We start from the raw sequence: 26510 nt of genomic DNA on the forward strand, positions 1-26510 counted from the left end.
ACATGAATCCAGAAGGAATAAGTTCGGAAAAAACAGGCAGGACGCTCGTCAAAGATCCCGTTTGCCACATGGACGTTGATCCTGCAAGGGCCGCGGGTTCGTCCGAATATAAAAGTCGAACCTACTATTTTTGTAGCCTGGGATGCGTGAAGCGCTTCAACGCCGACCCGGAAAAATATCTCGCGCCCAGGCCCGCCGCTCAACTTCCCAAAAGCCAGATGGTGCAGATCGGGGGAATCACGCCAGCATCAGCCGCTGCTCCCCCGATAACAAAATCTGTACCGGACCAATCAGCCGGGAAGGGAACCGTCACCTATGTTTGCCCCATGGATCCTGAAGTTCGTGAGCAAAAACCCGGAGCATGTCCCAAGTGCGGCATGGCGCTTGAGCCTGAAACCGTGGAGTACACATGCCCCATGCATCCGGAAATCGTCCGCAGCGGCCCGGGGAATTGTCCAATCTGTGGAATGGCCCTTGAGCCGCGTGTTGCTGCAGGAATCCATGAAGAAGACGATTCTGAATTGCGCAGCATGCAGAAACGGCTATGGGTCGGCGTCGCGCTCAGTGTCCCTTTGCTTGCCATCTCCATGGGTGGCATGGCTTCCGGCAGTCCTTTGCACAACCTGCCTGCAGGGTGGATGGCATGGCTGCAACTTTTGCTGGCAACACCCGTCGTGCTGTGGGGAGGCTGGCCCTTCTTTCAGCGCGGTTGGGCATCGCTTGTCAATCGCCACCTGAATATGTTCACGCTCATCGCCATGGGCACCGGCACAGCATATTTCTTCAGCTTGATTGCAACGCTGGCGCCCGGCATTTTTCCTGCTTCTTTTCTTGGCCACGGCGGGAGGCCAGAAGTCTATTTTGAGTCCGCGGCTATCATCGTTACGTTGGTCTTGCTGGGACAGGTGTTGGAGTTGCGTGCTCGACGGCAGACAAGCTCGGCCATCAAGGCTTTGCTCAATCTCAATCCTAAAACTGCGCGACGCGTGCGTGCAGATGGATCGGATGAAGAAATCTCTCTTGACCATATCCAGCGTGGCGACCGGCTGCGCGTGCGTCCGGGCGACCGTATTCCTGTCGACAGCGTTGTGGAAGAAGGGAATAGTTCGGTCGATGAATCGATGATCACCGGTGAATCGATGCCAGTGGAAAAATCGCCCGGTATCAAGGTCGTCGGTGGCACAGTGAATCAAACTGGTTCTTTCATCATGCGCGCCGAAAAGCTGGGTTCAGAAACGCTCTTGGCCCAAATCGTGCGCATGGTGGCTGAAGCCCAACGCAGCCGCGCTCCAATCCAATCGCTGGCCGACAAAGTTTCCGGATATTTTGTGCCTGCCGTCTTGCTCGTGGCCGTTCTCACCTTCATAGTCTGGGCAATCTGGGGCCCCGAGCCGCGACTTGCCTATGCTCTGGTCAACGCCGTTGCGGTACTCATTATTGCCTGTCCTTGTGCCCTGGGTCTGGCTACTCCGATGGCTGTGATGGTCGGCACCGGACGCGGCGCGCATGCCGGTGTTCTCGTTAGAAACGCCGCGGCTCTGGAACTCATGGAAAAAGTTGACACGCTAGTGCTCGACAAGACCGGCACGCTGACAGAAGGTAAGCCCCGGATGACGTCTATGGCTGCAACTGGTGGCATCTCTCAAGTCGACCTTCTGCTATTAGTCGCGGCCGTCGAGAAGCTAAGCGAACACGCCGTAGCCGCAGCCATCGTTCGCGAAGCAGAACAACGCCGACTGAAGATTCCACAGGTGGCGCAATTCCAGTCCTTCACCGGCCAGGGTGTTACGGGAGAAGTTCTGGGGCGGCAGGTTGTTGTAGGAACACCTGATTTTCTTGTGAGCCGCGGAATCGACACGCGCTCCATATCCCTGCAAGCTGAAATCTTTAGCCGTCAAGGACAAACAATCGTATTGGCCGCGGTGGACGGTAAAGTTGCCGGCGTGATCGCCGTTGCCGATCCTATCAAGAGTTCTGCTCGTGAAGCTGTGGCAGCCTTAAAGCGTAGCGGCCTTCGCCTGGTGATGCTCACGGGCGACAATCGTGCCACGGCGGAAGCTATCGCCAAGGAATTGGGTATTACCGATTTCGAAGCCGAGGTGTTGCCGGAAAAGAAACTGAGTATCGTCAAAAAGCTTCAAAGCGAAGGCCGCACCGTTGCTATGGCGGGAGATGGAGTCAATGACGCGCCTGCGTTGGCCCAAGCCAATGTCGGTATCGCCATGGGGACCGGTACGGACGTGGCCATGGAGAGCGGCGACGTCACCCTGATCAAAGGCGACCTCAACGCCCTGATGCGGGCGCGCAATCTCAGTCGCGCTACCATGAGCAATATCCGGCAGAACTTGTTTTTCGCGTTTATCTACAATTTGCTTGGCGTGCCGATTGCCGCCGGCGTGTTGTATCCATTTACCGGATTACTACTGCAACCAGTATTCGCCGCCGCCGCGATGAGCTTTAGTTCAGTATCAGTGATCGCCAATGCTCTGCGTCTGCGTAGAGCCAAGCTTTAACCGCTATACCACCTTCAGCTTCCATTTACCTCTTTTGAAGATGTAAATGCCGATGAGCGAGAGCAGGATCTCGGCCACAAGGATCGCGTAATATGCGCCGTTCGGGCCAACCCCGAATTTCATGCTCAAGACATATGCCAGCGGCAGTTGGACGATCCAGTACACAAAAAAATTAATCCACGTTGGCGTCCAGGTATCGCCCGCTCCGTTAAAGGCCTGCACAATCACCTCGCCGTAGGCCCACAGGACATAGCAACAGCTGATGATGCGCAGACAGCTTGCGCCGTAGCGGACCACCTGCGGATCGTTGCTGAACACACCAACCAATTGCGGCGCAAAGATCAGGAACCCCAGTGAAACTACCGCCAGAAAGACAGCGTTAATGAAACTCGCGCGCCAGACCGATTGCTCGGCCCGATCTGGCTGCTTCGCTCCCAGGTTCTGCCCCACCAGCGTTGCCGCCGCCGACCCCAGCCCCCACGAAGGAAGAGTCGAAAAGATCACAATACGGATCGCCACGGTATAACCCGCGGTGGCCTGGCTGCCAAAAGACTGAATCATGCGCACCATCGCCAGCCAACTCGCCGTGGCTATCAGGAGCTGCAAGACGCCGATCCCAGCAACCTCGAAGATGTTCCACATCAGCTTTAACTTCAGGCGGATGTGCTTCCGCAAAATGTTGAGGTGCGCGCTGCCCTTGCTGAGCAGGTAGAGCTGGAAAACGATGCCAATGCTGCGTCCTATGCTGGTGGAAACCGCGGCACCTGTAACGCCGAGCTTGGGAAATGGTCCAAGACCCCTGATCAGGCAGGGATCGAGGCACAAATTGATGAAGTTGGCCAGCCAGAGAACACGCATGGCAATGGCCGCATCTCCAGCCCCGCGAAAGACCGCATTGATGAGGAAAAGCAGAAGAATGATGCCGGAACTGCTCAACATGATTCGCGTGTAAAGAGACCCAACGCGCACAATCCCCGGACCGGCTCCCATCCAGCGAAGCAATGCGGGCGCGAAGGGAAACGCAATGGCAAAGATCAGGATTGCGAACCCCAGACCAATCAGGATCGATTGGACAGCGGCTTCCGCAGCGCCATTCTGGTCATGCTCGCCAACGCGACGCGCCACCACAGCGGTGGTTCCCATGCTTAGCCCGAAAGCTACCGCCATCACGAGCACCAGCATGCCTTCAGTGATGCCAACGGTGGCGGTTGAGTCCGCGCCCAGATGCGCGACAAAGAAAATATCGACGATGCCGAAGAGCGACTCCATTGCCATCTCCAGCACCATGGGCACGGCCAGCAGTACGATTGCCCTGTCGCTAGAAATGGCGGTGAAATCCTGCTTGGAGCCGAGAATGGCTTCTTTGATCAGGGCAAACCATCGCGTGGCCCGGGAAGGAACGGAAGTGGTAACAGTTGAACTCAAGAAAATCTCCATCAACTGCCGGATGGCAGTCAGCAACACGAACTGAAAACGAGACGATTCCCGCGGCCAGAAGATTGGCGGCGACTAAGGAAAGCGACGATTAGTAGGAGACTTTCATCGGCGTAGAGCATTTTTTACCACAAAACTCAGGCGGAAATCAAAAAGCATCAATCGTTGTCCTTCTGCTTCGCGACCTTCGCGTCCTTTGCGGTAAAATCCTGCGCGAGGGTCCCACCGATGAAAAGTGTTCTGGCTGTGCTGCTGTGCTCCGCTGCTGCGATCGCGCAAAACTCTGAAGAAGGCAAGGTTGTCCGCTACGAACTGAAACCCAGCGAACTCAAATACACTTACGCTGCGTCGTACAGTCCGGTCGCGCATCTGAAATCCGGCAATATCCTGGAAACGAATACCGTCGACTGTTTCGGCAATGCCATCAAGAAGCCGGGCGACACGCTAGACATGGCTCCCGGCGACAATCCTCTCACCGGACCATTCTTCATCGACGGCGCAGAGCCGGGCGACACACTGGCGGTGAAGTTCCTTGAAATCAAAGTGGACAGCAATCAGGGCATTGGTGCGCTTGCGCCGGGATTTGGCGCGATCAATTCCACCAATTACACGCCGATGCTGAATGCGCCCATCAAAGAGAAGATCTGGTTTTATCCCATCGACCACGCCACAAATACCGCTACCTTCCAGGCGCTGGATTCCAATTACAAGGTGAAGTTCCCCCTGCATCCGTTCTTTGGCTGTATCGGCGTGGCGCCGGCTGGCGGCGAGGCCCGCACCTCCGTGGTGCCGGAAGCTTTCGGCGGCAACATGGATTCGCCAGAAGCCAGCGTGGGCAACACGGTTTATTTTCCGGTGAATGTTCCCGGAGCAATGCTCTTTCTGGGTGACGGACACGCCGCCATGGGCGACGGCGAAATTGCCGGTACCGCCTTAGAAGTTCCTCTGCGAGGGCGCGTGCAGGTGCATGTGATCAAAGGCCAGAAAATCAGCTGGCCGCGCTTTGAAAATGACGATTACATCATGACCGTCGGCGCTTACCGCCCGCTGGACGATGCTCTGCGCATTGCATTTACGGAATTGGTCGGCTGGATCCACACTGACTACGGCCTATCTGAAATGGATGCCTATGAGCTGCTATCAAAAGTCGGGGAAATCCATCTGAACGAAATGGTTGACCCCAACTATGTGATTGTCGCCAAGGTGAAGAAGAGTTTTCTGCCGAAGCCGAAAGTCGCGGTGGCTAAATAACTGGCAGCATCTCGAAGCTTCGTCTTTTCTGCAATCTCGATCCTGAGCGGAGTCGAAGGGGAGAGATCCCTTTGGTCAATAAGAATTTCGAGAACGGCGAAGCATCTCTTGGCAATAGCGATCCCTCACCCGCTCTGCGGGATTTGGGATTTCAGAAACTATAGCTTCTGCAGGTACTCCACGATCTCCGGGCTGGTCCAGTTCTCCGCGAGCACAAACTTGCGGCGAACCACGCCTTTGCGATCGATGATAGTCGTTTCCGGATAACCTGTGGCCCCATACAGGTTGTAGCTGTCTTTAGCTGAGTCGAGCACAGTCAGGAAGTCAATACCGTGCTTTTGCAGAAAGGCGTGGTACTCGTCATTCGTGGCATCTACTGCTACGCCCACCACGGTGATCTTGTCACCCATGCGCTTCTGTAATTGCACCAGGGAAGGCATTTCCGCGATACAAGGCGCGCAATGCGGCGACCAGAAATTCAATACCACTATCTTGCCCCGGTAGTCATGGAGGGAGACTTTGCGGTCGGTATCCTGCACGGTGAAATCCGGGGCCTGTGAGCCGATAAAGCGCAATTTGGGCTGATCATTGCAGCCAACGCAGCCTGCCAAAACTGCCGCCAGAAGGACCGGAATTAGAATTCGAAAGGGCTTCACACCCTTATAATAACCCGATTCTGATGGAAACTGACCGCGCAAAACGGATGGTCGACATCATCATTCCCGCACGGAATGAGGAGGATTGCCTTGGCCGGTGCCTTCAGTCGCTTGTGGCCCAGCAGGGCATCTCCTTTAAAATCAAAGTGGTAGACGATGGATCGACAGACCGAACCCGGGCCATTGCGGAATCATTTTCCGGGGTGCGAGTGCTGAGCGCGGGCGAACTTAAGCCGGGAATGACGGGGAAAGTTAATGCGCTTGTCACCGGGGCGGCCGGAAGCACTGCCGAATGGTTGCTGTTCACTGACGCCGATACCTTCCACTACCCGGGATCGCTGGCAGCTTCCGTGCGTGAAGCTGAGAGCCGCAAAGTCGATCTGTTCTCATACTCGCCTGAGCAGGAAACCGCCTCATGGTGGGAGCTGGCGGTAATGCCGCTGGTTTTTGCCGATCTTGTGCGGATCTATTCGTCGGAAAGAATCAACGATCCCGCAGACCCCACGGTGGCGGCGAACGGGCAATACATCCTGGTTCGGCGCGAGGTATATGAAGCTCTTGGAGGCCATGGAGTGCTGCCGCTCAATGTGCTTGAAGACATTGAGTTAGCAAAAAGTTTTAAAGTATCAGGTCATAGAATCTGGTTTGGCTATGGTGCGGGACGGGTGCGCACCAGAATGTACCGTACATTTAGCGCCATGTGGGAAGGATGGTCGAAGGGCCTGGCGATTCTTTTCCGTCGGCCAGTATTGCTGGCAGCAAGGCGTGCGCTTGAGTTCATTGCGATTGCGCTCCTGCTCGGAGCCGGGCTTGGCATGGTGGTCCTAGACAAATTCGAGAGTGGAGCAGTGTTCCTGGCGATAGGGACGATTTTCTATCTGATTTTTCTTTTCCGAATTCGTCAGGCGCATTTCCCCTGGAAGGCTAACCTCATGGCCTTCATAGGGTTACCGATTTATGTGTCACTTTTGTTGCGGTCACACCTCCATTTCAATCGGCGGGGCGAGTTAACATGGAAGGGGCGGACGTACTTACAATCTGCACCTAAGGCAGTTGCGGATTCATCTACTCGAAAAGGCGATCTGCGCTAAGGAATCTCAAATCTGATGGTTTATTTGACAAGGAAAGCGGAGTTTTCAGCGTCGCATTACTACCACAATCCGGAATTCACCCCGGAGGAAAACCAGCGCATTTTTGGCAAGTGCAACAATCCGCACGGCCATGGACACAATTACACGCTGGAAGTTACGGTAAAGGGCAATGTGGACCAGCGGTCTGGATTTGTGGTGGACCTGAAAGAATTAAAGGAGATCATGAACCGCGAGGTGATTGAGGCAATGGACCATCGCTTCCTTAACAAGGAAGTTGCCGATTTCAAAGATCAGATTCCCACGACCGAAAATCTGGCCATTAGCATCTGGCGACGCCTCGAGCCCAAGCTTAATTTGGCCGAACTGCATCGCGTCCGCGTGTATGAAACACCGGATCTGTTTGTGGATTTTTACGGAGAAGCATGAAAGCCTACCTGACCAGAAGATATCTGTTCTCGGCGTCGCACCGGCTGCATTGCGTGGAAATGTCAGACGCGGAGAATAAGGCCGTCTATGGTAAGTGCAACAATCCACACGGTCATGGCCACAATTATTCAGTTGAAGTCACGGTTTCTGGCCGGGTTGACCCGCGAACGGGCATGGTTTGTAACCTGGTTGATCTCGATTCTTTTGTGCATGAAAAAATCCTGGAACGTTTTGATCACCAGAACCTCAATACATTGGCGGAATTTCAAACCACCGTGCCGACCACGGAAAACCTGTGCGTTGAAGTCTTCGATATTCTGGAAAGGGACTTTCACCATGCAGAGGTCGAAAAGGTTCGTATTGAGGAAACCATGCTCAATTCCTTTGAATACGCCGGGGGCAGGGAAATCCGCTACTAGGAGATTTTGGTGAAATCAGGAGCTGTTGTGAAGAAATTTGACGAAGCCTCGCCGGTATCCGCAGTCAGCACGCAGGAGTTACTGCGTGAACTGCTGGTGCGCCTGGGTGAGGATCCCAGCCGTGACGGCCTTTTGCGAACGCCGGAGCGCATGCAGAAGTCTCTGGAATATCTGACCAAGGGCTATGACCAGGATGCGGACAAGGTCCTGCGGGGCGCACTCTTTGACGTGCCTTATGATGAAATGGTCATCGTTAAAGACGTTGAGATGTTCAGCCTGTGCGAGCACCACATGTTGCCGTTTTTTGGCAAAGTCCACGTTGCCTATATCCCAAACGGCAAGGTCCTGGGATTGAGCAAGATTCCCCGGCTGGTCGATATCTTTGCCCGCCGCCTGCAGGTGCAGGAACGCCTGACCGTGCAAATTGCTGAAACCATCCAGAACGCTATCAATCCTCAGGGCGTCGGCGTTGTGATTGAAGCGCGCCATCTGTGCGTGATGATGCGCGGCGTGGAAAAGCAGCATTCCGCTGCTGTAACTTCGCATATGCTGGGCACTTTCCGCACCGCGCAGAATACGCGAGAAGAGTTTCTTTCCCTGATACGCAACGGTAAAAACGGAAATTCGTTCTAATGCCGGCAACGAATGTCGTGCAAAATCCAGTCGCGGTCATTACCGGCGGCGGCAGCGGCATTGGCCTGGCGATGGCCCGTATTTTCGCAGCGAGCGGCTATTCAGTGGTCATCACCGGCCGGGACGCGAAGCGCCTTCAGAAAGCCGCCGCGACGATCTCTGAAAAAAAACAAGTTGCCGGCATTCCCTGTGACGTCCGAAATCCTGCGTCAGTGGAAAAGCTTTTCCGCGAAATCGGCAAACAGCACTCCGTGATCGACGTGCTGATCAACAATGCTGGAGTAGCTCACGCGCTTGCGCCAGTGGATCAGCTATCGATTGAAACCTGGAAAGAAGTCATCGATACGAACCTGACTGGCACATTCCTAGTCACGCGAGCGGCCCTGCCGTTGATGCGCGCGGGTGGAACCATTGTGAACAATCTTTCGGTTGCGGCGTTGCAGCCGTTCGCCGGCATGGCCGCTTACAATGCGTCGAAGTTTGGCGCTCTGGGTTTCACGCACGCATTGCGTGAAGACCTGCACAAGCGTGGCATCCGCGTTCTTGCGTTGCTGCCGGGCGCCACGGACACCGACATCTGGAGCCAGTTCTGGCCGGACGCACCAAAAGAAAAGATGATCTCGGCTGAAACCGTGGCGCAGGCGGTGCTGCATGCCGTTTCAGCTCCTGCGAACACCGCCATTGAAGAGATTCGCATTGGGCCAGCTGCGGGGGTGCTCTAGCAGCAGAACCTGGTAATCCCACTTACTCAGTAATCTTCAAAGGCATACACGTTTTTTCGCGTAGGCACGAGCTGGATCAACAACATTCCGGCCACAAATCCGCCGACATGCGCCCAAAACGCCACGCCGCCCACAGGTCCTTTGGACTCCGATAATGACAAAGCTGCGCCACTCAAGAGGTTGATGATGAGCCAGTATCCCAGCACCAGCCACGCGGGCAGCCAGAAGACAAAAAATCCCCACCACGTTAGCACGCGCGCCCGCGGATAAAGGACCAGATAAGCTCCCATAACGCCGGCAATCGCGCCGCTGGCGCCAACGGTGGGCACTGTGGAAGTGAAATTGAAAATCAAATGCGTGACGCCGGCAGCCAAGCCGCACACAAGGTAAAAGGCCAGATAACGAAAATGACCAAGACGGTCTTCAACGTTGTCTCCGAAAATCGCCAGCCCCCACATATTCAGCAGCACATGAGGCAGGGAAGCATGAAGAAACATGGAGCTGAGAAAGGGAACAAAAGCAACTGACGCAGGCAGATACCCTTTCATCCAGGCAGCTACGTGATCCGGAACAAACGCAAATTGCATTTCAAAGTCGGCCCGGGCGCGGGGTCCTCCGGAGACCTGCAGTGACAATTCAAAAAGAAAAATCGCAATGTTGAGTACGATAAGAAAGTAGTTGATAAACGGTGTTGTCGATCGGGGAGCGTCGTCTCGGATGGGGAACATGCGGTGGCAGCTTCTTCAGTATGATGCTTGATTCAACGGAGTTACTCAAGTGGACGCTGTATTGATCGTCGACAAACCGGCTGGAATGACTTCGCATGACGTGGTGGCGCGCGTGCGCCGCATCGTCGGTGAAAAGTCCGTGGGCCATCTTGGCACGCTCGATCCCATGGCGACCGGCGTGCTGCCGCTGGTCCTTGGCCGCTTTACCCGCTTGGCGCAGTTTTATAACGAGGCCGACAAGCGCTACGAAGGAACCATTCGGTTTGGCTGGGCGACCGACACTTACGACGCGGAAGGCCAGCCTGCGGGCCTTAAACAATCTGTCGAGCTCTCATTGGAGCAGGTGCAAGCCGCTGCCGGGGAGTTTATTGGCGAAATTTCTCAGTATCCGCCGCCATTTTCCGCCAAGAAAATTGCCGGCATCCCCGCGCATCGGCTGGCGCGCAAAGGGCAGCCAGTAGAGCTTAAGCCCAAGCAAGTCGAAATCAAAACGTTGGAGTTCTATGATTGCGACGGCGAGACAGTTTGCTTCCACGCCTGGGTCAGTTCGGGAACATATTTGCGATCACTGGCGCATGATCTTGGAAAAAAGCTGGGATGCGGAGGACATCTGGCCGCGCTTAAACGGACGGCTGTCCGTGAATTCACGATCGACGAAGCGCACAGCCTGGAACAACTGGAACAAGCCCAGGCGAGCAACACACTTGACGATCTCTTTCTCCATCCCCGGCTGGTGCTGCCGGAATTTCCCGCCGTCGTTGCGTCGCCTGAAAGTGCGGCCAGAATCCGCCACGGCGGCGCGGTCAACCTGCCGGAATTCAGCAAAGCAGCCATCGTCAGAGTGTTTGCTGGGCAAAGGGAACTGCTGGCAATCGCCCGAAGAGTCGCGGGGACGCTATTCCAACCTAAAGTAGTACTGTGCGGATAATGGAAATGCCGGTCTATAGATCGCAATGGGCGGCTGTATGGCTGACTTGGCTCGCCATTTACAATGTCTGATAACAGATATTATGTAAACTAAACGAAATGCTGTGATCTGCGGGCTCCTTAGGTCGGAAAAAGTGACCTTGTTACTGAATCGCCTCTTCCCCCCGAAGAATAGCCTTTAAATCGGATCGAAACCGCTCCAGCGTGGCAATCCGTTCGGGCGTGGCTTCGATCATTTCCTGTTTATGGACAAAAACCTGGCGGCCTTCGCGCTGTACCAGCGGACCAAGGCTTTCTCCCATGCGCCAGCCGACATTGCCAAGAATCTGCAACCCGTCGGGCCCGGGGACAAGAAATGCCAGACAACCGTCGCGCAGGACTCCCACGGCCTTGGGAAAGCGCTCAAAGGTTTGCAGGTCAAAGCCGGCCAGATAGAGGCGCTGGAGTTGGTGTTCGGGATTGGGCATGAAAAAAGCTGAGCCGCGAATTTACGCGAATAACTCACAAATTAGAGTTCATTCGGATTTCGCGAGATTCGCGTTTATTCGTGGCTAAAAAGGCCTCTACATCTTGTAGTGACCCAGGTCCTCGTCATTCAAGCCTTCCAACCACTTACGCAGATCGTCAGAAGAGATTTTGTCCGCAGCGGTGCTGGCCACCTTGGAGGTCTTGAGCACTTCATCCTCAACGTAAATGGGGCAATCCAGACGCAGAGCCAACGCCAGAGCGTCTGACGGACGGGAATCGATGCTGATGACTCTTCCCTCACGCTCCATCCAGATTACGGCGAAAAATGTGTCGTCGCGCAGCTCATTCACCACAATTTTGTGGACATGCGTGTCCAGGCCGATCAGCAGATTCTTGATCAGATCATGCGTCATGGGGCGTGGCGTGCTGACTTTCTCGATCTCCAGGGCGATGGCGTTGGCCTCATAGACGCCGACCCAGATCGGCAGGACCGTATCGCTCCCAATATCCTTCAATACGACGATGGGCATGTTGGTCACAGGATCCATCATCAATCCGCGAATTTTCATTTCTATTTCCATTGTCGCTGCGCTCCAAACCGCCGGGGGGATGCTTCGCCCGTTACCTAATTATGCTCCGATGTCAATCGGTTCGGCGCGTGGTCGGCCTCGCCCATTACTCGTCTTACAGAATGTCGCTGTGCTCCAAACCGCTAAGGGCCGACTTTCACGCCATCAGCATTTATGCTCCTGAGTCAATCACTCGTCCGTTAACCCAATTATGCTCCTAAATTAATCGACTCGGCGCGTGATCGGCGCACCGAATCACCTCAAGTAAACCATTTCACCCAACAGACTGTTAGGGAAACTCCTGGTAACCAGCACGTTAGCATAACTGCCCACGGCCGGTACGGCCTCTTTCGGCGCGGTAAAGTTCAGGGTGATGTTTTGCGACGTGCGCCCAATCATTTGTCCCCGTGATTCATTTATGCCTTCAACCATTACTTCAAGCGTCTGGCCTACTCGCTTTTCGTAGTTGATCCTTTGAATCTCTCGCTGGCGTTCCTGCAGGATCTGCAGGCGCTTGGACTTCTCTGCATCGCTGATGCTGTCAATCATGCTCAGCGCCGGCGTGTTGGGACGAGGCGAGTACTTGAAGGTGAAAACGGCGTCAAACTGGCACTCATGCAGCAGAGTAACCGTTTCCTCAAATTCGGACGCTGTCTCATTCGGGAAACCGGCAATCACGTCCGTGGTGATCGAAAGCGGGCGCTTCGCGCCTTTCATCCATGAGATTTTTTCCAGATACATTTCGCGCGTGTACTCGCGGTTCATGGCCTTCAGCACACGCGACGATCCGCTCTGCACCGGCAGATGAATGTGGTCGCACAGGCGGGGTGAGGCTACGATGGCATCCACAATATCCTTGCTGAAGTGCCGCGGATGGGACGTGGTAAAGCGCACGCGTCGAACGCCGGGAATTTCGCCAATCGCATACAGCAGCTCAGCAAACGTCTTCTTGCCCAGCGGATCGGCATAAGCGTTTACGTTCTGGCCCAGCAGTTGAATATCGGTATAGCCAAGATCAGCCATCTGGCGAGCTTCGGCCATGACTGAATCCGATGTGCGGCTGCGCTCCTTGCCGCGCGTGTACGGCACCACACAGTAGGCGCAGAACTTATCACAACCTTCAATGATGGTGATGTAACCCCGGTGCGGGTTGGTGCGCGCGGTGAAGTCGGTTTCAAAAGTGAGATCGGTCTGGCGATCGTCCAGCCCAGTTACGCGATTGTCCCCTGCCTCAATCTGTACCAGCATGGCCGGCAAGTTGCGGTAAGAAGCTGAGCCAGCCACGAGCGAGACGTAGGGCGCTTTGTCGAAGATCTTTTCACCTTCCTGCTGCGCCACACAGCCCAGCACGCCAAATTTCTTGCCCTGTGACTGGAGCTTCTTGTAGTCGTTCAGGCGATGAAAAACTTTTTGTTCCGCCTTATCGCGGATGGAGCAGGTGTTGTAAAGGACCAGTCCGGCCTCTTCGACAGTCTGGACCTGTCGGTACCCTTGATGCACCAGCGTGCCAATGACTTTTTCAGAGTCATGCACATTCATCTGGCAGCCAAAGGTTTCAAGGTAAAACGTCTTTTCCTGCTCTGCGCTCACAGCATCCAGTATAACGCAGCAAAATAGCGGCGATTGCGGTTATTCTTTAGTGTCTCTTCACCGCAAAGGGCGCGAAGGTCACAAAGAATTAAATGGAACTTGACGAAAATGCATCGTGGAACAAGAAATACAGCGAGGGCTCGCACGGCTCGCTCGATCCTGATCCGTTTCTGCTGAGCGCTTACGATGAGTTCCTTTTTGGCACATCTCCCGGCCTTGCCTTGGATGTCGCCGGCGGAGTTGGACGGCATTCGATCTGGCTGGCGCAACGCGGTTGGCGAGTGAAGCTGCTAGATATCTCAGAGGTTGGCATTCAAAAGGCACAGGAGAATGCGCAGAGCACAAATACCTCTAGTTCGATCCTTACCGAAGTCCTCGACCTGAACGTCGTGCAAGATCTCGGCCGCGAGCAATACGATCTGGTTCTTGTCTTCTTCTTTCTCCAGCGCGAGCTCTTCCCTGCCGTGATATCGGCGCTCAAGCCCGGCGGGTTCCTGATTTATAAAACCTACACAACCGAGCAGAAGAACTTTGCGGGTGGCCCCAGTCATCCCCTGTTCCTGCTTGAGCCGAATGAGTTGCTACACGCATTTTCATCGATGCGCGTGTTGCATTACCACGAGACAGTTCAGCAGCGGGGTGTGGCGGAGCTGGTGGCGAGGAAATAGCATTTAGCAAAACCTTTTCACCGCAACGGACGCAAAGGAGAACCAGAATTCAGAAGAGATGCGCCTATTCCTTCGCGTCCGTGGCGTCCTTTGCGGTAATTGGTTTGGCTGAATGCTGAGTGCCAATTGCTGATTGCTATAATCGTTGCTTCACGCAAATGGCAAAACGCAAAATTTCTCACGGACACGCGGTCGTCGGCAAACCCAAACCGCGCAAGAACCATTGCTTTGGCTGCGGTCACGACAATCCCCAGGGCATGCGGCTGAAGTTCTCACTGGACGAAGATTCGCGTCAAGCCATTTGCCACTTCAAGCTGTCGCGCAAATATACCGGACCTCCCGGCCACGCGCATGGCGGCATTATCGCCACCATTCTGGATGAAGCCATGGGCAAGGTGAACAAGTTTCGCAACGTGCTGGCGCTCACGGCGTCCATGGAAATCAAATATTTGAAACCTGTGCCTCTGGGCGAACCGCTTACCGTCACCAGCGCGGAGCAGAGCGTGGATGGACGACGCCACATCAACATGGCTGAGATCAGCAATGCCAAGGGTGAAGTTCTGGCGCGGAGTACAGGAACGTTCATCGCCATTGATCCGGAAAAGATGTTTGCCCGGCACGGAGTTCCAGCGGGCATCGTTGCGGATAACGAAAGAGAAGCCTGATTGCAGCAGAAATCCTTCCAACCGAGTAAAATAAGAGTTCAGCCATACAAGTTTCGCCGTGACGCACCAGCGTGAACACGGCGCGGGAGTTCGCAATGTCTAGATCACGGGGAAAGAAAGAAGCTACGCCGGCAAAGGCCCACAAACCTGTTTCCAACGGCCACAATGTCACGGTCACACCCAACGGCGGTGGCACCGTGCTGAACGGCAGTTCCGGATTGCGACTGAAGACCGGACTGGCAGAGATGCTCAAGGGCGGCGTGATCATGGATGTGACCGACGCTCGCCAGGCAGAGATCGCCGAAAAAGCCGGCGCTGCTGCGGTGATGGCTTTGGAGCGCGTTCCGGCCCAGATTCGCGCACAGGGTGGCGTGGCCCGTATGGCATCGCCCAAGAAGATTCGCGAGATCATGGAGACAGTTTCTATTCCGGTGATGGCCAAGTGCCGCATTGGCCATTTTGCTGAGGCGCAAATTCTTCAGGCGCTGGGCGTGGATTACATTGACGAATCCGAAGTCCTGACCCCAGCTGACGAAGCGCACCATGTGGATAAGCATGCCTTCCAGACGCCATTTGTATGCGGCGCCCGCAACCTGGGCGAAGCGCTGAGGCGCATCGCGGAGGGCGCAGCCATGATTCGTACCAAGGGCGAGGCCGGGACGGGCGACGTAGTCCATGCCGTAAAACACATGCGGCAGATCATGCGCGAAATGAAGACTTTAAAGGCACTCTCTGAAGAAGAGCTTTATGCCCAGGCCAAGGATTTGCAAGCCCCAGTTGAGCTGGTTCGACTTGTGGCAAAAACGGGCAAGCTGCCTGTGCCGAACTTCTCCGCTGGCGGGATTGCGACGCCCGCCGACGCAGCCTTGGTCCGCCAACTTGGAGCGGAAGCCGTGTTCGTTGGATCAGGAATCTTCATGGCTGACGGCCTGAATTTCTGCGAGCCGAAGGAAGCGGAGAAGCGAGCGAAAGCTATCGTCCGCGCCTGCACGCATTTTGACGATCCTAAAGTATTGCTTGAAGTCAGCGAGGACTTGATCGGTGCCATGAAGGGCTTGGCTGTAGCGGCAATGGCGGAAGCGGATATGTTGCAGACGAGGGGATGGTAGGTTTTTAAATCCCGAGCAAAACGAGGGATCCCTATCAGCACGAAAACTTGCTCGCAAAATATTTGCACCAATCGGCGTTGCGACATATCTTTTCCTCTTAGAGCAATTTAAGTCGTAGGGTTCCCTCGCTTTGCTCGGGACAAGAAGAGGTTCCCTCGCTTCGCTCGGGACAAAGAAAAACCATGAAAATCGGCGTCTTAGCCATCCAGGGTGACTATGAAGCGCACAAGGCGCGGCTGGAGCAGTTGGACGTCGAAGTCACGCTGGTGCGCAAACCCGAGCAACTTGATGCGATTGATGGCATTGTGATTCCCGGTGGCGAGTCCAGCACATTTCTGAATTTTCTGGCCGAGCGCGGATTCCTGGAAAAGCTGCGCGACTTTGTTTCCACCAAACCAACTTTCGGGACCTGCGCCGGCGCGATCCTGCTGGCCAGACATGTTGAGAACCCGCCGCAGCAATCGCTCGCAGCGATGGACATACGCATCCGCCGCAACGCCTACGGCCGCCAGATTGACAGCTCAATACGCGAAGCCCAGAGCAAGCTGGGACAAAAACCTCTGGAGATGGTGTTCATTCGCGCGCCTAAGATCGTGGGCACAGGAAAAGGCGTTGAGGTTTTGGCTACGGCAGGCGGCGATCCGGTACTGGTGCGCCAGGGGAAAATTATGGCTGCGACTTTCCATCCCGAATTATCGGAAGACACGCGTGTCCACCAGGAGTTCGTCAAGATGGTGAAGAATGGCCATCGGCGGAAATAAGTCTAGAGCTCTGCGGCTCGCCCTGCTGCTGATTGTCCTTGGCTGTGTCTATCTTTTCCTCGCTCGTCCATACTGGTTCCCTGCCGGGGCCTCCGCAAGTTCCGCGCCTATTGATCATCAATTCAAGATCGCCTTTTGGATATTTGGGACGCTGTTTATTGTCGGTCACCTTGTCCTGATCTTTGTTCTGTCAAAGAAGCCGCAGGACGATGGCAGGATATCCAGAGGAAGCTGGCGGCTGGAAGTCACCTGGACTCTTGCAGTCACGATCATCTTTTTCTGGTTCAACATTTCCGGCGAGCACTTGTGGTCAAGCATAATGCCTGCGGAGAATCAGGCGGGTGAGATCGAGGTTGAGGTCACAGGAGCGCAGTTCCAATGGTATTTCCGCTATCCCGGAGCTGACGGAGTTTTTGGTCGAACCGACGCACAGAAGTTTGCTCGCCCGGACGAAGGCAATCCGCTGGGCATTGATCCCAGCGATCCCGCCGGGCGAGACGACATTCTCTCTACGGCGATGGTTGTTCCCGTTGGTCACAGCGTGCACCTGCATCTGCGGGCGCAGGACGTGATTCACAGTCTTTTTATCCCAGCAATGCGCTTCAAGCAGGACACGGTCCCGGGAATGGAGATTCATTCACATTTCACTCCTACTCAGACAGGCAGCTATGAAATTGCGTGCGCTGAATTGTGCGGACTTGGGCACTATCGCATGCGCGCGATGGTGCGGGTGGTGAGCGAAGAGGAATTTGAGAAGTGGTTGAGAGCGCATTGACTTCATTTTTTGAAATCCAGAGCGCCGCGAGGGAATCGTATCAGTTAAATTGATCTGGGGGCGGAAACCGTGATTCGGAGCGGTGATACCTAGTAGTAATGAGAAAACAATATTCCTTATGACTTCTGGTGAGAATCGGGATCCCTCGCTCCGCTCGGGATTTCAGAAAAACCGCCTTGTCTTCAGCACTGACCATAAAGTCATCGGCCTCGGATACTTTTTTCTCTCGCTGGCTGCCGTGCTGGTGGGGGCATGGCTTTCATTGCTGATGCGCATCCATCCGGTCTGGCCGCACGCTGCAATTCCCTTGCTCGGTGAGATCAAACCAGAAAATTATCTGGCTCAGCTAACGATGCACGGAACGTTGATGGTTTTTTTTGTCCTCTCGACTGTGCCGCAGGCGGGTTTTGGAACGTTCTTTCTTCCTCTGCAATTGGGCACGTCGAACATGGCATTTCCGCGGCTCACTGCCACGGGCTTCTGGACAGCTTTACTTGCATTCTTTGTATTGATGGCGGCTTTCACCGTCCCGGGCGGCGCGTCGGGAGCTGGATGGACGCAATATCCACCGCTAAGTGCTCTTGCTTCGACTGGTCCCGGACAGGGTCTGGGAACCGATCTATGGCTGGTCAGTATTGGGCTGTTTTGTCTCTCATCGCTCATGAGCGCCGTGGGATTTGTGGCCACCACTGTGCGTCATCGCGCACCGGGGATGACGTGGATGCGCATGCCGCTGACGTGCTGGAGCTGGTTCGTCACTTCGATCCTGATTCTCCTCGCTTTTGGCATCTTGCTGGCTGCGGTGGTTCTGCTGATGCTCGACCGCCACGCAGGGACGAGCGTCTTTATTCCCGGCGGACTGCTGGTAAGCGGTAAAGCAATCGCTCATTCCGGCGGTTCGCCGCTTATGTGGCAACATCTGTTCTGGTTCTTCGGGCACCCAGAAGTTTACATCGCCATCCTTCCCGCGATGGGTGTTACCTCGCACCTGCTGTCAGTCTTCGCGCGCAAACCAGTCTTCGGATATAAAGCGATGGTTGGCGCCACGCTGGCGATTGGCGCCCTGGGTTTCATGGTTTGGGGGCATCATATGTTCGTAAGCGGCATGAACCCGTATGCGGGCTTCGCGTTCTCGACACTGACGACTGCTATCGCTGTTCCTTCCGCCATCAAAACTTTTAACTGGGTAGCGACGCTCTACGGCGGAAGAATCCGCTACGCCACGCCGCTGCTCTTTTCCGCCGGCTTCGTATCGTTGTTCATCACTGGCGGACTGACCGGCCCGATCCTGGCCCAGCCCGCGCTCGATACTTATCTGCATGACACATATTTCGTGGTTGCGCATTTTCACCTGATCATGGCGATGGCGGGTGTGTTTGCCATCTTTTCCGCCACATATTTCTGGTTTCCTAAAATGTTTGGCCGAATGATGAATGAGACCTTGGGACGGCTACATTTCTGGATTACGCTACTTGGCGCTTACGCCACATTTATGCCAATGCATTTGCTGGGAATTGCCGGACATCCGCGGCGCTATTCCGAGCTGAGCGGCGTACAATATGTAGCGGCCATGGCGCCGTTGCAAAAATTTGTGACGATGGCTGCCATCGCTATGATGGGCGGACAGCTGATATTTTTGGTGAATTTATTCTGGAGCATGTTCAGGGGCAAAGTGGCGGAGGCTAATCCCTGGGAATGCACCACGTTGGAGTGGACTTTGAGCTCTCCAGTTCCTGCAGAGGGATTTGGCGAGCGGCGGCCTCAGATAAATCATGGACCCTATGAGTACAATGTTTCCGGAGCGAAAAAAGATTTTGTGATGCAGGACGCTCCGGCCAGCTAGACCGGTGGGAGCGACATCTCAAGTAGTGTTATGCCGATCATCAGCGATCGAGTAGAAGTCGAACGGAAGCCCAGGCTGGGCGGTGGAGGGCCGGGCAAAATTCCGCATCGTCGCGGCTTCGGCGGCGGCGATGATGGCGACCACGGCAATTCCGGCGATTTTCGGTCGCGCGAGCAGCGCATGCGCCGTTACCGTATCGGCATGACGCTGTGCATCATCTCCGTTACAGCCGTTTTTGTCCTGTTGACCATGGTTTACGTCTTCCGCATGGGCAAGGGCCGTTTTGATGAAGACGCGCATCGCTGGGTCCGCGACTGGATCCCTCTGGCCCTTCCCTATCTGCAGTTATGGATAAATTCCCTGATCTTGCTGCTCAGCAGCTTGACCCTTGAACTGGCGCGCCGTTCGATGGCGAAGAAGGAAGAGTTTGCAGCTATGGGCATCGTTCCTCCCCGGTTCAAGCGTGACCTGCCGTGGCTCGGCATCACCGTCTTTCTGGGTTTTTGCTTCCTTGCGGGACAGCTCGTGGTGTGGAACATCCTTCGAGCGCAGGGAGCTTTTCTGGCTTCAAACCCCAGCCGCTCGCTCTTTTATATCCTCACGGGCACTCATGCTGTCCACCTGGTGGGAGGGTTGGTGGTGCTGCTTTATGCCGTAGCGGGACGGCTACTGGCCACAAGGTTTGAGTCGCAACAAATCGCTGTGGAGGTTACCGGCTGGTACTGGCATTACCTGGCGTTTTTATGGTTTGGAATCTTTGCCTTGGTGCACTTCGCCCGAGGCTGAAAGAGATCAGCGCCGGATCGGCGACACTAAGTTTGTTCGCCTGAGCGCTTTACACGTACGACCGTAATTTTTCCGAAACCTTCTTCAAAGCCAGGTGCTTTCAGTTTGGCTGCCATCCGCTGGATTACATCCTCTTTTACCTGGCGCTCACGTTTGCGATTGCGCTCAAGACAAACTTCAAGTGGAACATCGAAAAAGACTGCATGTACTTCATATCCAAAGCCTTTAGCCATCTTGATCCACTGACGGCGTTCATGCGGGGCCAGATTGCTGGCATCGACATAATTCCATGGCATTCGAGCGATCAGGCGAGCGCGGAGCAGGGACCTAAGAGTGGAGAAAACCAGGCCTTGATAGCGCTGCTCGGTGATGTCGTCAAAAAGGATGGAACGCAGCATGTCACTGGAAAGCGGGGTGACTCCGCGACGCTTAAACCAGGTCGTCTTACCGGATCCCGGCAAACCGATAGCCAACACCACCACGCCTTTGGATGGCCGTCCTGAAGCCTTGCCCGCTTGCTGTGCCGGACGATGCTCCGGAGCCCCTGGCGGCGGCACGGACGGCGATTCCGGCTGTACCTCGGTTTCCATGCGCGGCTCATTAGCTGCCTGAGTTTCCTGCGCAGCTTCGGGAGCTGGCTCAGCGGTGCGCGATGCCTCTGGCTCAATGTCGTCATAGGCCGGCATCAGGGGCTGTGGGTGAGCTTCATCGACCAAAGGCTTCTGCTGGCCTACCTTGCCAGTGGCCTCGGTCTCATTTTCCGGCTTTTTTTTACGGCGCTTCATGCGCTCGCGCATCCAGTTGCGCATGCTTCTGTGTGTAACACAAGCAGCTAAGAAGTTGCAAGCAAAGGAGGTTTTTCAGCAGCGAAATGGGTGAAACCCTGAATCGGAGCCTCCGCATCGAAGCGCTTAGTGTTTTTGATCCGATTTCCAAGGGGGTATTGAGTTGAAAAAGCTATTCACAATCATTGCTTTAGCCGCGGCTTTGGCTGCTTCGGCCACGGCGGTGCCAAAGCGGGCACCGAAGGCGCAAGCAGAAAAGATCACTGATGGGCCACGCGTCGAGGGTACCGGTCCGACGTGGGCGGTTATCGCCTGGACTACGAATACCGGCGGCAGCAGCGCCATCCATTATGGAACTGACGCAAATCATCTAAGCCAGACTGCGAAATCCGCGTACGCGGACAACGATAAGACAAAGGCGTAGAATCATCGCGTCCACTTGAAGAACCTGAAACCCAACACCAAGTATTTTTTCCAGGTGGATTCCGGCCAGGGTGAAGGGACCGGCACTGAAGCCAAAAGCAGCGTGGCTGAGTTCACCACCAAAGGCCACAAATAGCCGCGACTCATCCAAAGCCCGGGCCGGTGAACCAAAAAAGTTAACCAGGCCGGGCTTTAACGCAATTCTTCTGTTGCACCACAAATGCAACTTGTTATAATGGCGGCCCGCAACCGAACCAAGTCATTCAATAAACTCCTGGCAGGCAAAAGTCCCTGCAGGTGGCAAGGATTGGTTTCGCGACAGGAAAGTGCGCAGACGCTTTGGCGCTGGCTTCACATGATTGGACTGGACGGCTTGAATGTTCCTGCCTCAGCCCCATATCTGAAGATATCCAAAGAAAGTGCTTCGCAATGGGTTCCCGCTACACCAGCAATAGCAAGAAGCTTTCAGGCCACCCGCAATTCAGCACGGGACAATATGCAAAAGCAGTGAAGAGAGAGAAAGCAATTTAGGGCCAAGCAAAGAAGTTGAGTGGCACACGGAAAACTCCATCTTAAATAAACAGTGATTGTCGCCCCAGGGAAACCTATGGAATGCGAAGCCCACGGCCCCGGACCCGCGTGCTTCCCTTTTAAAGGTTAGTTGAGCGTTTTGGCAGATTGAGCCACAGCGGCGACAGCACTTTTCGATGTTCCATGAACGGCCACGACACGAAGTGGCTGCCAGGAGCTGATGAAGGGATATGTGTGGCCATGCAGCAAACTTGTTAGTTTGAAAACCACCCCAAGACACATTTATGCAAAAAGAAGCCGCGGGACTTGCGATCCGCGGCTTTGTCGTTTCGCTCTCTTCGGTTCGGCCAAGGACACCCAGCGCCGGGAAAATGTGAAAACATATTTCAGAGAGTTTCTGGGCGCGATTTTCGAACCCATACTCTAGCTTTCTCGTCAGTGATCCATATCACACGCGCATGAAGCACGCCGCATTGCGCCGCCTGAATCATCTCTGCTAACCTGATTAGTTTCAACCGCGTATCGGAGTCCTACTGTGCGGTTTTCTGCATCCAACTGATGCTGGATTATCAGGTTTCTTTGAAGGAGATTCAAACATAATGGCAATTAAAGTCGGTATTAATGGTTTTGGCCGCATTGGCCGCAATGTTCTCCGCACGGCCCTTGACGATTCAAACCTGGAATTTGTGGCGGTCAACGACCTGACCAGCCCGGCAACGCTCGCGCACTTGCTCAAATACGATTCGATTCTCGGCAATCTTAAGCAAGACATTAAGGCCTCAGGCGATTCCATCAACGTTGCGGGCAAGGCGATCAAGGTGTTTTCAGAGAAGGACCCGGCGGCCATCAACTGGGAGTCCGTGGGCGCTCAGATCGTTATCGAGTCCACCGGCAAATTCACCGATGCGGAGCAGGCAAAAAAGCATCTGCGCGGGCCGGTGAAGAAGGTGATCATTTCCGCGCCGGCCAAGAATGAAGACGTCACCATTGTGCTAGGGGTGAATGAAGGCAAATACGATCCGGCCAAGCACAATATCGTCTCGAACGCTTCCTGCACAACCAACTGCCTGGCGCCGGTGGCCAAGGTGCTGCATGACAGTTTTAAGATCCAGAGCGGGACGATGACCACGATCCATTCTTATACCAACGATCAGGTCATTCTTGATTTTCCCCATAAAGACCTACGCCGCGCCCGGGCCGCCGCGCTTTCCATGATTCCCACGTCCACTGGCGCTGCCAAGGCACTTAAACTGGTGATTCCTGATCTGGGCGGCAAACTGGATGGCTTTTCCATGCGCGTTCCAACGCCGAATGTCTCGGTTGTCGATCTGGTTGTTTTTGTGGAAAAGGCCACCAGCGTGGAAGAGGTGAACAAAGCACTGCAAGCCGCCGCCAATGGCCCGATGAAGGGCATCCTGGGCTATGAAACCGCGGAACTAGTTTCCGTCGATTATCGCGGCGACGAGCGCTCTTCCATTGTGGACGCGCCGCTCACGCGCGTTGTGGCGGGCAACTGCGTGAAGGTGATCGCATGGTACGACAATGAGTGGGGATACTCCTGCCGCGTACGCGACCTGATCCACTTCATGGCAAAGAAGGGGCTGTAGATGGTAGTAGCAACTGAGAAGAACATAACCAAGCTTTCTATCCAGGACTTGAAACTTGAAGGCCATCGCGTTTTCATGCGCGTGGACTTCAACGTGCCGCTTACAGAAGATGGCCGCGTTTCCGATGACACGCGGATACGCGAGACGCTGCCGACAATCGAGTATGCGCTGCGCAAAGGGGCAAAGCTGATCCTGGCTTCGCACCTGGGGCGTCCGAAAGGAAAAGTGAATGCCAAAATGAGCCTGCGGCCGGTGGCGGAACGCCTGCGCATGCTGCTGGATGAAAAGCTGGGACGCGCCTGCAACGTGGGGTTTGCTCCGGACTGCATCGGCCTGGCGGCGGAAGAGATGGCGCACAAGCTGGAAAAAGGCCAGACGCTGCTGCTGGAAAATTTGCGCTTTCACGCCGAAGAAGAAGCCAATGACGAAGCTTTTTCCCGCAAGCTGGCGGCGCTGGCCGATATCTACGTGAATGACGCGTTCGGCACGGCGCATCGGGCACATGCATCGACTGTCGGCATTACAAAATTTCTGGATAAGTCCGCAGCCGGCCTGCTGATGCAAAAAGAACTGGAATACCTCGGCAAAGCTACAACGCATCCGGAAAAGCCCTTTGTCGCCATCATCGGCGGGGCCAAGGTCTCAGACAAGATTGATGTCATCCGCAATCTGCTCACGAAGGTTGACGTACTGCTGATCGGCGGCGCAATGGCTTATACGTTCCTAAAGGCCGAAGGCAAGCAGGTAGGAAAATCGCTGGTGGAAGAAGACAAGCTCGAACTGGCGAAGTCTCTTCTTCAGGATGCAAAGGCAAAGAACGTCCGGCTGCTGCTGCCATGGGACAACGTAGTGGCAGAAAAGATTGACGCAGCGGCCAAAACTCAAACCATCAAAACAGATCAAGGCATTCCGGCCGATCAGGTGGGCCTGGACATTGGTCCTGACACCATTGCCACTTTCAGCAAAGAAATCGCCAGCGCCAAGACCATCGTATGGAACGGCCCGATGGGCGTGTTTGAGGTTGCGCCATTTGCGCGCGGGACGATGAAGATTGCCGAGGCCGTTGCCGGGAATCACGGGGCGATTTCGATTGTGGGCGGCGGAGATTCAGTGGCGGCGGTGCATCAGTCCGGTTTGGCGAACAAGATCACGCACATTTCTACCGGCGGCGGAGCTTCACTGGAGTTTCTGGAAGGCAAAAAACTTCCGGGCGTGGAAGCGCTCACCAACAAATAAATGGCGCACAGCGTGCGATATCGAATTGGCCCGAAAGCCACTCTTGAATTGGCGATGGGCGACATCACCGACGAAACGACTGACGCTATCGTGAACGCCGCCAACTCTGGGCTGCTGGGCGGGGGCGGCGTGGACGGAGCTATTCACAGAGCTGCCGGGCCGGCGCTTCTGGCAGAATGCAAGAAAATACGTGACCAGCGCGGCCCGTTGCCGCCGGGACAGGCGGTTATTACTTCCGGCGCGAACCTGAAAGCAAAATACGTGATCCACACGGTGGGGCCAGTATGGCAGGGCGGCAAAGTGAATGAGCCGCAGATACTGGAGAGCTGCTACTGCAACTCCATGGAGCAGGCCAATCGCAAGCTGTGCGCCAGCGTAAGCTTCCCTTCTGTTTCCACAGGAGCGTTTGGGTATCCTGCGGGACCAGCCGCGCAAATAGCCTTACGGACGATTGCCGATCTTCTGCATGACCCGAAATCCGTGAAGCTGGTCCGCTTTGTGTTGTTTGACGAGCGCACTTACAAGGCTTACGCAACCGCGGCGGAGGAGCTGAGCCGCGACTTTCCCCACTACAAGATCAAGGCTGAAGCATGAGAAAAAAGCTGATCGCAGCGAACTGGAAGATGTACAAAACTCCGGAGCAGGCGCAGGCCTTTGTGTCCGCTTTTCTTCCTCTGGTGGCGGGACATGAGCGAGACGAGATTGTTCTCTGTCCGCCGTTTGTGCTGATCCCTCAGGTGGGATGGGCGCTGCGCGGCAGCAAGATTGCCCTTGGCGGCCAGGACATGTTCTGGGAGAGTGAAGGCGCATACACGGGAGCCGTATCCGCGCAGATGCTGCACGCCGTAGGCTGCTCGCACGTGATCATCGGCCATTCCGAGCGGCGGCAATATTTTGGCGAGACCGATGACACAGTAAACCGCAAGCTGCGCGCTGCTTTAGTGGCGGGATTGAAGCCGATCGTCTGTGTGGGTGAAGTTTTGCAGGAACGCGAAGCCGGCGTGACAGAAGATATTTTGCGGCGGCAATGCAGCATCGCTTTCCGTGAGATTGCCGGCGGCGGAGCCCATGCTATTGTGGTGGCTTATGAACCTTGCTGGGCAATCGGCACAGGTAAAACGGCGACTCCGGAACTAGCCGCCGAGGCGCATCGAGTGATTCGTACCCAGGCGGCGGAAGCTTTCGGGGATGATGTCGCTGCGAAGATGCGGATTTTGTATGGCGGCAGCGTCAAGCCGGAGAACGCAAAGGCCTTGATGTCACAACCGGAGATTGATGGCGCTCTGGTTGGCGGGGCTAGTCTGGACGCGAAGTCGTTTGCGGCGATTGTGCAGTGGTAAAACAAAATCTTACCGCTGATAGCGGATAACGCTGATTCAGGACGGATTGTAAAGCAAGAGTTTCACCGCAAAGGACGCGAAGGGCGCAGAGGAGATGGGCAGGCCCGGACCCGGCTTTACAACGTAAAGCGCGCGCCTAACAAAGTAAAACCGCCGCCTTACTTCCTTCGTTTTTTGTGCCGCGCTCTTGACATCAGCAACGACCGTCACTGATATTGCAAAAGGCTGTTGCTAATTGCCGCGAATTTCCAATTGCTATTTGCTTATGCGATAAGCCTTCATGAGTCCCGTGCAGATTGTGATCTTGAGACCGGCGGAGCCGATTCCTCGGTTCCTCACGGAGCCGTGACGGAGGTCTCAGCAGCGATGATGGTTCGGCCCCTCGGAACAGCAGGTCGTTGTGTTGGTGTATTCGCCGGCTTGTGCAGTGTGTCAGCGCGAGGCGACTCCCGCAGAAACTGAGCACTTGAAGAGAACTCTCTACGCTGTTTGACAGAAATGTGCACCTTCGGGTCCTGCGACTTCCACCCCAGCGCGCGAAAACACACGCGCCA

Annotated in this window: 28 protein-coding genes; 21 read left to right on the plus strand and 7 right to left on the minus strand. The window is 55.2% G+C overall.

What is annotated here, in order from left to right:
- The first annotated feature begins 2 nt into the window (after positions 1–2).
- A complete protein-coding gene (locus tag LAO76_11995) occupies positions 3–2513 on the plus strand; it encodes a heavy metal translocating P-type ATPase (protein ID MBZ5491642.1) in 2511 nt (836 codons plus the stop codon).
- A gap of 3 nt (positions 2514–2516) precedes the next feature.
- Here the strand turns inward: LAO76_11995 and LAO76_12000 are convergent, their stop codons facing one another.
- On the minus strand, positions 2517–3950 hold the full coding sequence (locus tag LAO76_12000; GenBank protein MBZ5491643.1) for an MATE family efflux transporter: 1434 nt from the start codon (positions 3948–3950) through the stop codon (positions 2517–2519).
- Between the two features lie 225 nt (positions 3951–4175).
- On the opposite strand from LAO76_12000, the gene LAO76_12005 reads away from it, so the two are divergent.
- Positions 4176–5198, plus strand: coding sequence for an acetamidase/formamidase family protein (locus tag LAO76_12005; GenBank protein ID MBZ5491644.1), 1023 nt, complete (start codon positions 4176–4178; stop codon positions 5196–5198).
- A 158-nt stretch (positions 5199–5356) separates the two neighbouring features.
- Here LAO76_12005 and LAO76_12010 read toward each other — a convergent pair whose 3' ends face one another.
- Positions 5357–5764 carry a TlpA family protein disulfide reductase gene (locus tag LAO76_12010; protein MBZ5491645.1) on the minus strand — a complete coding sequence of 136 codons (408 nt, stop codon included), beginning with the start codon at positions 5762–5764 and terminating at the stop codon, positions 5357–5359.
- A 137-nt stretch (positions 5765–5901) separates the two neighbouring features.
- Here LAO76_12010 and LAO76_12015 point away from each other — a divergent pair, with 137 nt between their 5' ends.
- From LAO76_12015 to LAO76_12035, 5 genes are read left to right on the plus strand one after another with little or no spacing between them, the layout of a single operon-like run.
- Positions 5902–6945, plus strand: a complete 1044-nt coding sequence (locus LAO76_12015; protein ID MBZ5491646.1) for a glycosyltransferase — start codon at positions 5902–5904, stop codon at positions 6943–6945.
- A gap of 15 nt (positions 6946–6960) precedes the next feature.
- The gene (locus LAO76_12020; GenBank protein MBZ5491647.1) at positions 6961–7371 is read left to right on the plus strand and encodes a 6-carboxytetrahydropterin synthase; all 411 of its coding nucleotides are present in this window, start codon (positions 6961–6963) and stop codon (positions 7369–7371) included.
- Entirely contained in the window at positions 7368–7790 is a 423-nt protein-coding gene (locus tag LAO76_12025; protein MBZ5491648.1) for a 6-carboxytetrahydropterin synthase, read from the plus strand. The genes LAO76_12020 and LAO76_12025 overlap by 4 nt, the downstream gene beginning before the upstream one ends.
- A gap of 27 nt (positions 7791–7817) precedes the next feature.
- On the plus strand, positions 7818–8423 hold the full coding sequence (folE, locus tag LAO76_12030) for a GTP cyclohydrolase I FolE (GenBank protein MBZ5491649.1): 606 nt from the start codon (positions 7818–7820) through the stop codon (positions 8421–8423).
- Positions 8423–9145: an SDR family NAD(P)-dependent oxidoreductase gene (locus LAO76_12035; GenBank protein MBZ5491650.1), complete on the plus strand. Its 723-nt coding sequence runs from the start codon at positions 8423–8425 to the stop codon at positions 9143–9145. Before folE ends, LAO76_12035 begins: the two co-directional genes overlap by 1 nt.
- 26 nt (positions 9146–9171) lie before the next feature.
- Here LAO76_12035 and LAO76_12040 read toward each other — a convergent pair whose 3' ends face one another.
- Entirely contained in the window at positions 9172–9873 is a 702-nt protein-coding gene (locus tag LAO76_12040) for a rhomboid family intramembrane serine protease (GenBank protein ID MBZ5491651.1), read from the minus strand.
- Positions 9874–9922: 49 nt separating this feature from the next.
- Here LAO76_12040 and truB point away from each other — a divergent pair, with 49 nt between their 5' ends.
- Positions 9923–10801, plus strand: a complete 879-nt coding sequence (gene truB / locus LAO76_12045; GenBank protein MBZ5491652.1) for a tRNA pseudouridine(55) synthase TruB — start codon at positions 9923–9925, stop codon at positions 10799–10801.
- A gap of 142 nt (positions 10802–10943) precedes the next feature.
- Here the strand turns inward: truB and LAO76_12050 are convergent, their stop codons facing one another.
- The 3 genes from LAO76_12050 to miaB form a co-directional block, all read right to left on the minus strand.
- Positions 10944–11267 (minus strand): hypothetical protein, encoded by a 324-nt coding sequence (locus LAO76_12050; protein ID MBZ5491653.1) that lies wholly within the window; start codon positions 11265–11267, stop codon positions 10944–10946.
- A gap of 96 nt (positions 11268–11363) precedes the next feature.
- Complete coding sequence (locus LAO76_12055) at positions 11364–11849, minus strand: bifunctional nuclease family protein (GenBank protein ID MBZ5491654.1); 486 nt, start codon at positions 11847–11849, stop codon at positions 11364–11366.
- A gap of 243 nt (positions 11850–12092) precedes the next feature.
- Positions 12093–13376 carry a tRNA (N6-isopentenyl adenosine(37)-C2)-methylthiotransferase MiaB gene (miaB, locus tag LAO76_12060; protein ID MBZ5491655.1) on the minus strand — a complete coding sequence of 428 codons (1284 nt, stop codon included), beginning with the start codon at positions 13374–13376 and terminating at the stop codon, positions 12093–12095.
- Positions 13377–13519: 143 nt separating this feature from the next.
- Here miaB and LAO76_12065 point away from each other — a divergent pair, with 143 nt between their 5' ends.
- From LAO76_12065 to LAO76_12095, 7 genes are all read left to right on the plus strand, one after another.
- Positions 13520–14095 (plus strand): methyltransferase domain-containing protein, encoded by a 576-nt coding sequence (locus LAO76_12065; GenBank protein MBZ5491656.1) that lies wholly within the window; start codon positions 13520–13522, stop codon positions 14093–14095.
- A gap of 158 nt (positions 14096–14253) precedes the next feature.
- Positions 14254–14760, plus strand: a complete 507-nt coding sequence (locus tag LAO76_12070; protein ID MBZ5491657.1) for a PaaI family thioesterase — start codon at positions 14254–14256, stop codon at positions 14758–14760.
- Positions 14761–14855: 95 nt separating this feature from the next.
- Positions 14856–15869: a pyridoxal 5'-phosphate synthase lyase subunit PdxS gene (pdxS, locus tag LAO76_12075; GenBank protein ID MBZ5491658.1), complete on the plus strand. Its 1014-nt coding sequence runs from the start codon at positions 14856–14858 to the stop codon at positions 15867–15869.
- 182 nt (positions 15870–16051) lie between these two features.
- The gene (pdxT, locus tag LAO76_12080) at positions 16052–16630 is read left to right on the plus strand and encodes a pyridoxal 5'-phosphate synthase glutaminase subunit PdxT (GenBank protein ID MBZ5491659.1); all 579 of its coding nucleotides are present in this window, start codon (positions 16052–16054) and stop codon (positions 16628–16630) included.
- Positions 16611–17405, plus strand: a complete 795-nt coding sequence (locus tag LAO76_12085; GenBank protein MBZ5491660.1) for a cytochrome C oxidase subunit II — start codon at positions 16611–16613, stop codon at positions 17403–17405. Before pdxT ends, LAO76_12085 begins: the two co-directional genes overlap by 20 nt.
- 118 nt (positions 17406–17523) lie before the next feature.
- On the plus strand, positions 17524–19248 hold the full coding sequence (locus tag LAO76_12090; GenBank protein ID MBZ5491661.1) for a cbb3-type cytochrome c oxidase subunit I: 1725 nt from the start codon (positions 17524–17526) through the stop codon (positions 19246–19248).
- A 30-nt stretch (positions 19249–19278) separates the two neighbouring features.
- Positions 19279–20034 (plus strand): cytochrome c oxidase subunit 3, encoded by a 756-nt coding sequence (locus tag LAO76_12095; protein MBZ5491662.1) that lies wholly within the window; start codon positions 19279–19281, stop codon positions 20032–20034.
- 26 nt (positions 20035–20060) lie between these two features.
- Here the strand turns inward: LAO76_12095 and LAO76_12100 are convergent, their stop codons facing one another.
- On the minus strand, positions 20061–20819 hold the full coding sequence (locus LAO76_12100; GenBank protein ID MBZ5491663.1) for an AAA family ATPase: 759 nt from the start codon (positions 20817–20819) through the stop codon (positions 20061–20063).
- A gap of 163 nt (positions 20820–20982) precedes the next feature.
- Here LAO76_12100 and LAO76_12105 point away from each other — a divergent pair, with 163 nt between their 5' ends.
- The 6 genes from LAO76_12105 to tpiA all read left to right on the plus strand — a co-directional run bounded on the left by LAO76_12105 (position 20983) and on the right by tpiA (position 25956).
- Positions 20983–21243 (plus strand): hypothetical protein, encoded by a 261-nt coding sequence (locus tag LAO76_12105; protein ID MBZ5491664.1) that lies wholly within the window; start codon positions 20983–20985, stop codon positions 21241–21243.
- A gap of 15 nt (positions 21244–21258) precedes the next feature.
- On the plus strand, positions 21259–21378 hold the full coding sequence (locus LAO76_12110; protein MBZ5491665.1) for a fibronectin type III domain-containing protein: 120 nt from the start codon (positions 21259–21261) through the stop codon (positions 21376–21378).
- A gap of 994 nt (positions 21379–22372) precedes the next feature.
- On the plus strand, positions 22373–23380 hold the full coding sequence (gap, locus tag LAO76_12115) for a type I glyceraldehyde-3-phosphate dehydrogenase (protein MBZ5491666.1): 1008 nt from the start codon (positions 22373–22375) through the stop codon (positions 23378–23380).
- Between the two features lie 24 nt (positions 23381–23404).
- A complete protein-coding gene (locus LAO76_12120; GenBank protein ID MBZ5491667.1) occupies positions 23405–24616 on the plus strand; it encodes a phosphoglycerate kinase in 1212 nt (403 codons plus the stop codon).
- Entirely contained in the window at positions 24617–25210 is a 594-nt protein-coding gene (locus LAO76_12125) for an O-acetyl-ADP-ribose deacetylase (protein MBZ5491668.1), read from the plus strand. It begins immediately after the preceding gene.
- The gene (gene tpiA, locus LAO76_12130) at positions 25207–25956 is read left to right on the plus strand and encodes a triose-phosphate isomerase (protein ID MBZ5491669.1); all 750 of its coding nucleotides are present in this window, start codon (positions 25207–25209) and stop codon (positions 25954–25956) included. The genes LAO76_12125 and tpiA overlap by 4 nt, the downstream gene beginning before the upstream one ends.
- The last annotated feature ends 554 nt before the right edge of the window (positions 25957–26510 follow it).

This window comes from Terriglobia bacterium (genome assembly GCA_020072645.1).
GTDB lineage: Bacteria > Acidobacteriota > Terriglobia > Terriglobales > Acidobacteriaceae > Angelobacter.

Coding starts and splice junctions, on each gene's coding strand:
- LAO76_12100 (MBZ5491663.1), bottom strand. CDS start 20,819: ATGAAGCGCCGTAAAAAAAAGCCGGAAAATGAGACCGAGGCCACTGGC.
- LAO76_12055 (MBZ5491654.1), bottom strand. CDS start 11,849: ATGGAAATAGAAATGAAAATTCGCGGATTGATGATGGATCCTGTGACC.
- LAO76_12005 (MBZ5491644.1), top strand. CDS start 4,176: ATGAAAAGTGTTCTGGCTGTGCTGCTGTGCTCCGCTGCTGCGATCGCG.
- LAO76_12065 (MBZ5491656.1), top strand. CDS start 13,520: ATGGAACTTGACGAAAATGCATCGTGGAACAAGAAATACAGCGAGGGC.
- LAO76_11995 (MBZ5491642.1), top strand. CDS start 3: ATGAATCCAGAAGGAATAAGTTCGGAAAAAACAGGCAGGACGCTCGTC.
- LAO76_12040 (MBZ5491651.1), bottom strand. CDS start 9,873: ATGTTCCCCATCCGAGACGACGCTCCCCGATCGACAACACCGTTTATC.
- pdxS (MBZ5491658.1), top strand. CDS start 14,856: ATGTCTAGATCACGGGGAAAGAAAGAAGCTACGCCGGCAAAGGCCCAC.
- LAO76_12125 (MBZ5491668.1), top strand. CDS start 24,617: ATGGCGCACAGCGTGCGATATCGAATTGGCCCGAAAGCCACTCTTGAA.
- gap (MBZ5491666.1), top strand. CDS start 22,373: ATGGCAATTAAAGTCGGTATTAATGGTTTTGGCCGCATTGGCCGCAAT.
- tpiA (MBZ5491669.1), top strand. CDS start 25,207: ATGAGAAAAAAGCTGATCGCAGCGAACTGGAAGATGTACAAAACTCCG.
- pdxT (MBZ5491659.1), top strand. CDS start 16,052: ATGAAAATCGGCGTCTTAGCCATCCAGGGTGACTATGAAGCGCACAAG.
- LAO76_12000 (MBZ5491643.1), bottom strand. CDS start 3,950: ATGGAGATTTTCTTGAGTTCAACTGTTACCACTTCCGTTCCTTCCCGG.
- miaB (MBZ5491655.1), bottom strand. CDS start 13,376: ATGAATGTGCATGACTCTGAAAAAGTCATTGGCACGCTGGTGCATCAA.
- LAO76_12015 (MBZ5491646.1), top strand. CDS start 5,902: ATGGTCGACATCATCATTCCCGCACGGAATGAGGAGGATTGCCTTGGC.
- LAO76_12025 (MBZ5491648.1), top strand. CDS start 7,368: ATGAAAGCCTACCTGACCAGAAGATATCTGTTCTCGGCGTCGCACCGG.
- LAO76_12070 (MBZ5491657.1), top strand. CDS start 14,254: ATGGCAAAACGCAAAATTTCTCACGGACACGCGGTCGTCGGCAAACCC.
- LAO76_12020 (MBZ5491647.1), top strand. CDS start 6,961: ATGGTTTATTTGACAAGGAAAGCGGAGTTTTCAGCGTCGCATTACTAC.
- LAO76_12085 (MBZ5491660.1), top strand. CDS start 16,611: ATGGCCATCGGCGGAAATAAGTCTAGAGCTCTGCGGCTCGCCCTGCTG.
- LAO76_12050 (MBZ5491653.1), bottom strand. CDS start 11,267: ATGCCCAATCCCGAACACCAACTCCAGCGCCTCTATCTGGCCGGCTTT.
- LAO76_12090 (MBZ5491661.1), top strand. CDS start 17,524: ATGACTTCTGGTGAGAATCGGGATCCCTCGCTCCGCTCGGGATTTCAG.
- LAO76_12095 (MBZ5491662.1), top strand. CDS start 19,279: ATGCCGATCATCAGCGATCGAGTAGAAGTCGAACGGAAGCCCAGGCTG.
- LAO76_12035 (MBZ5491650.1), top strand. CDS start 8,423: ATGCCGGCAACGAATGTCGTGCAAAATCCAGTCGCGGTCATTACCGGC.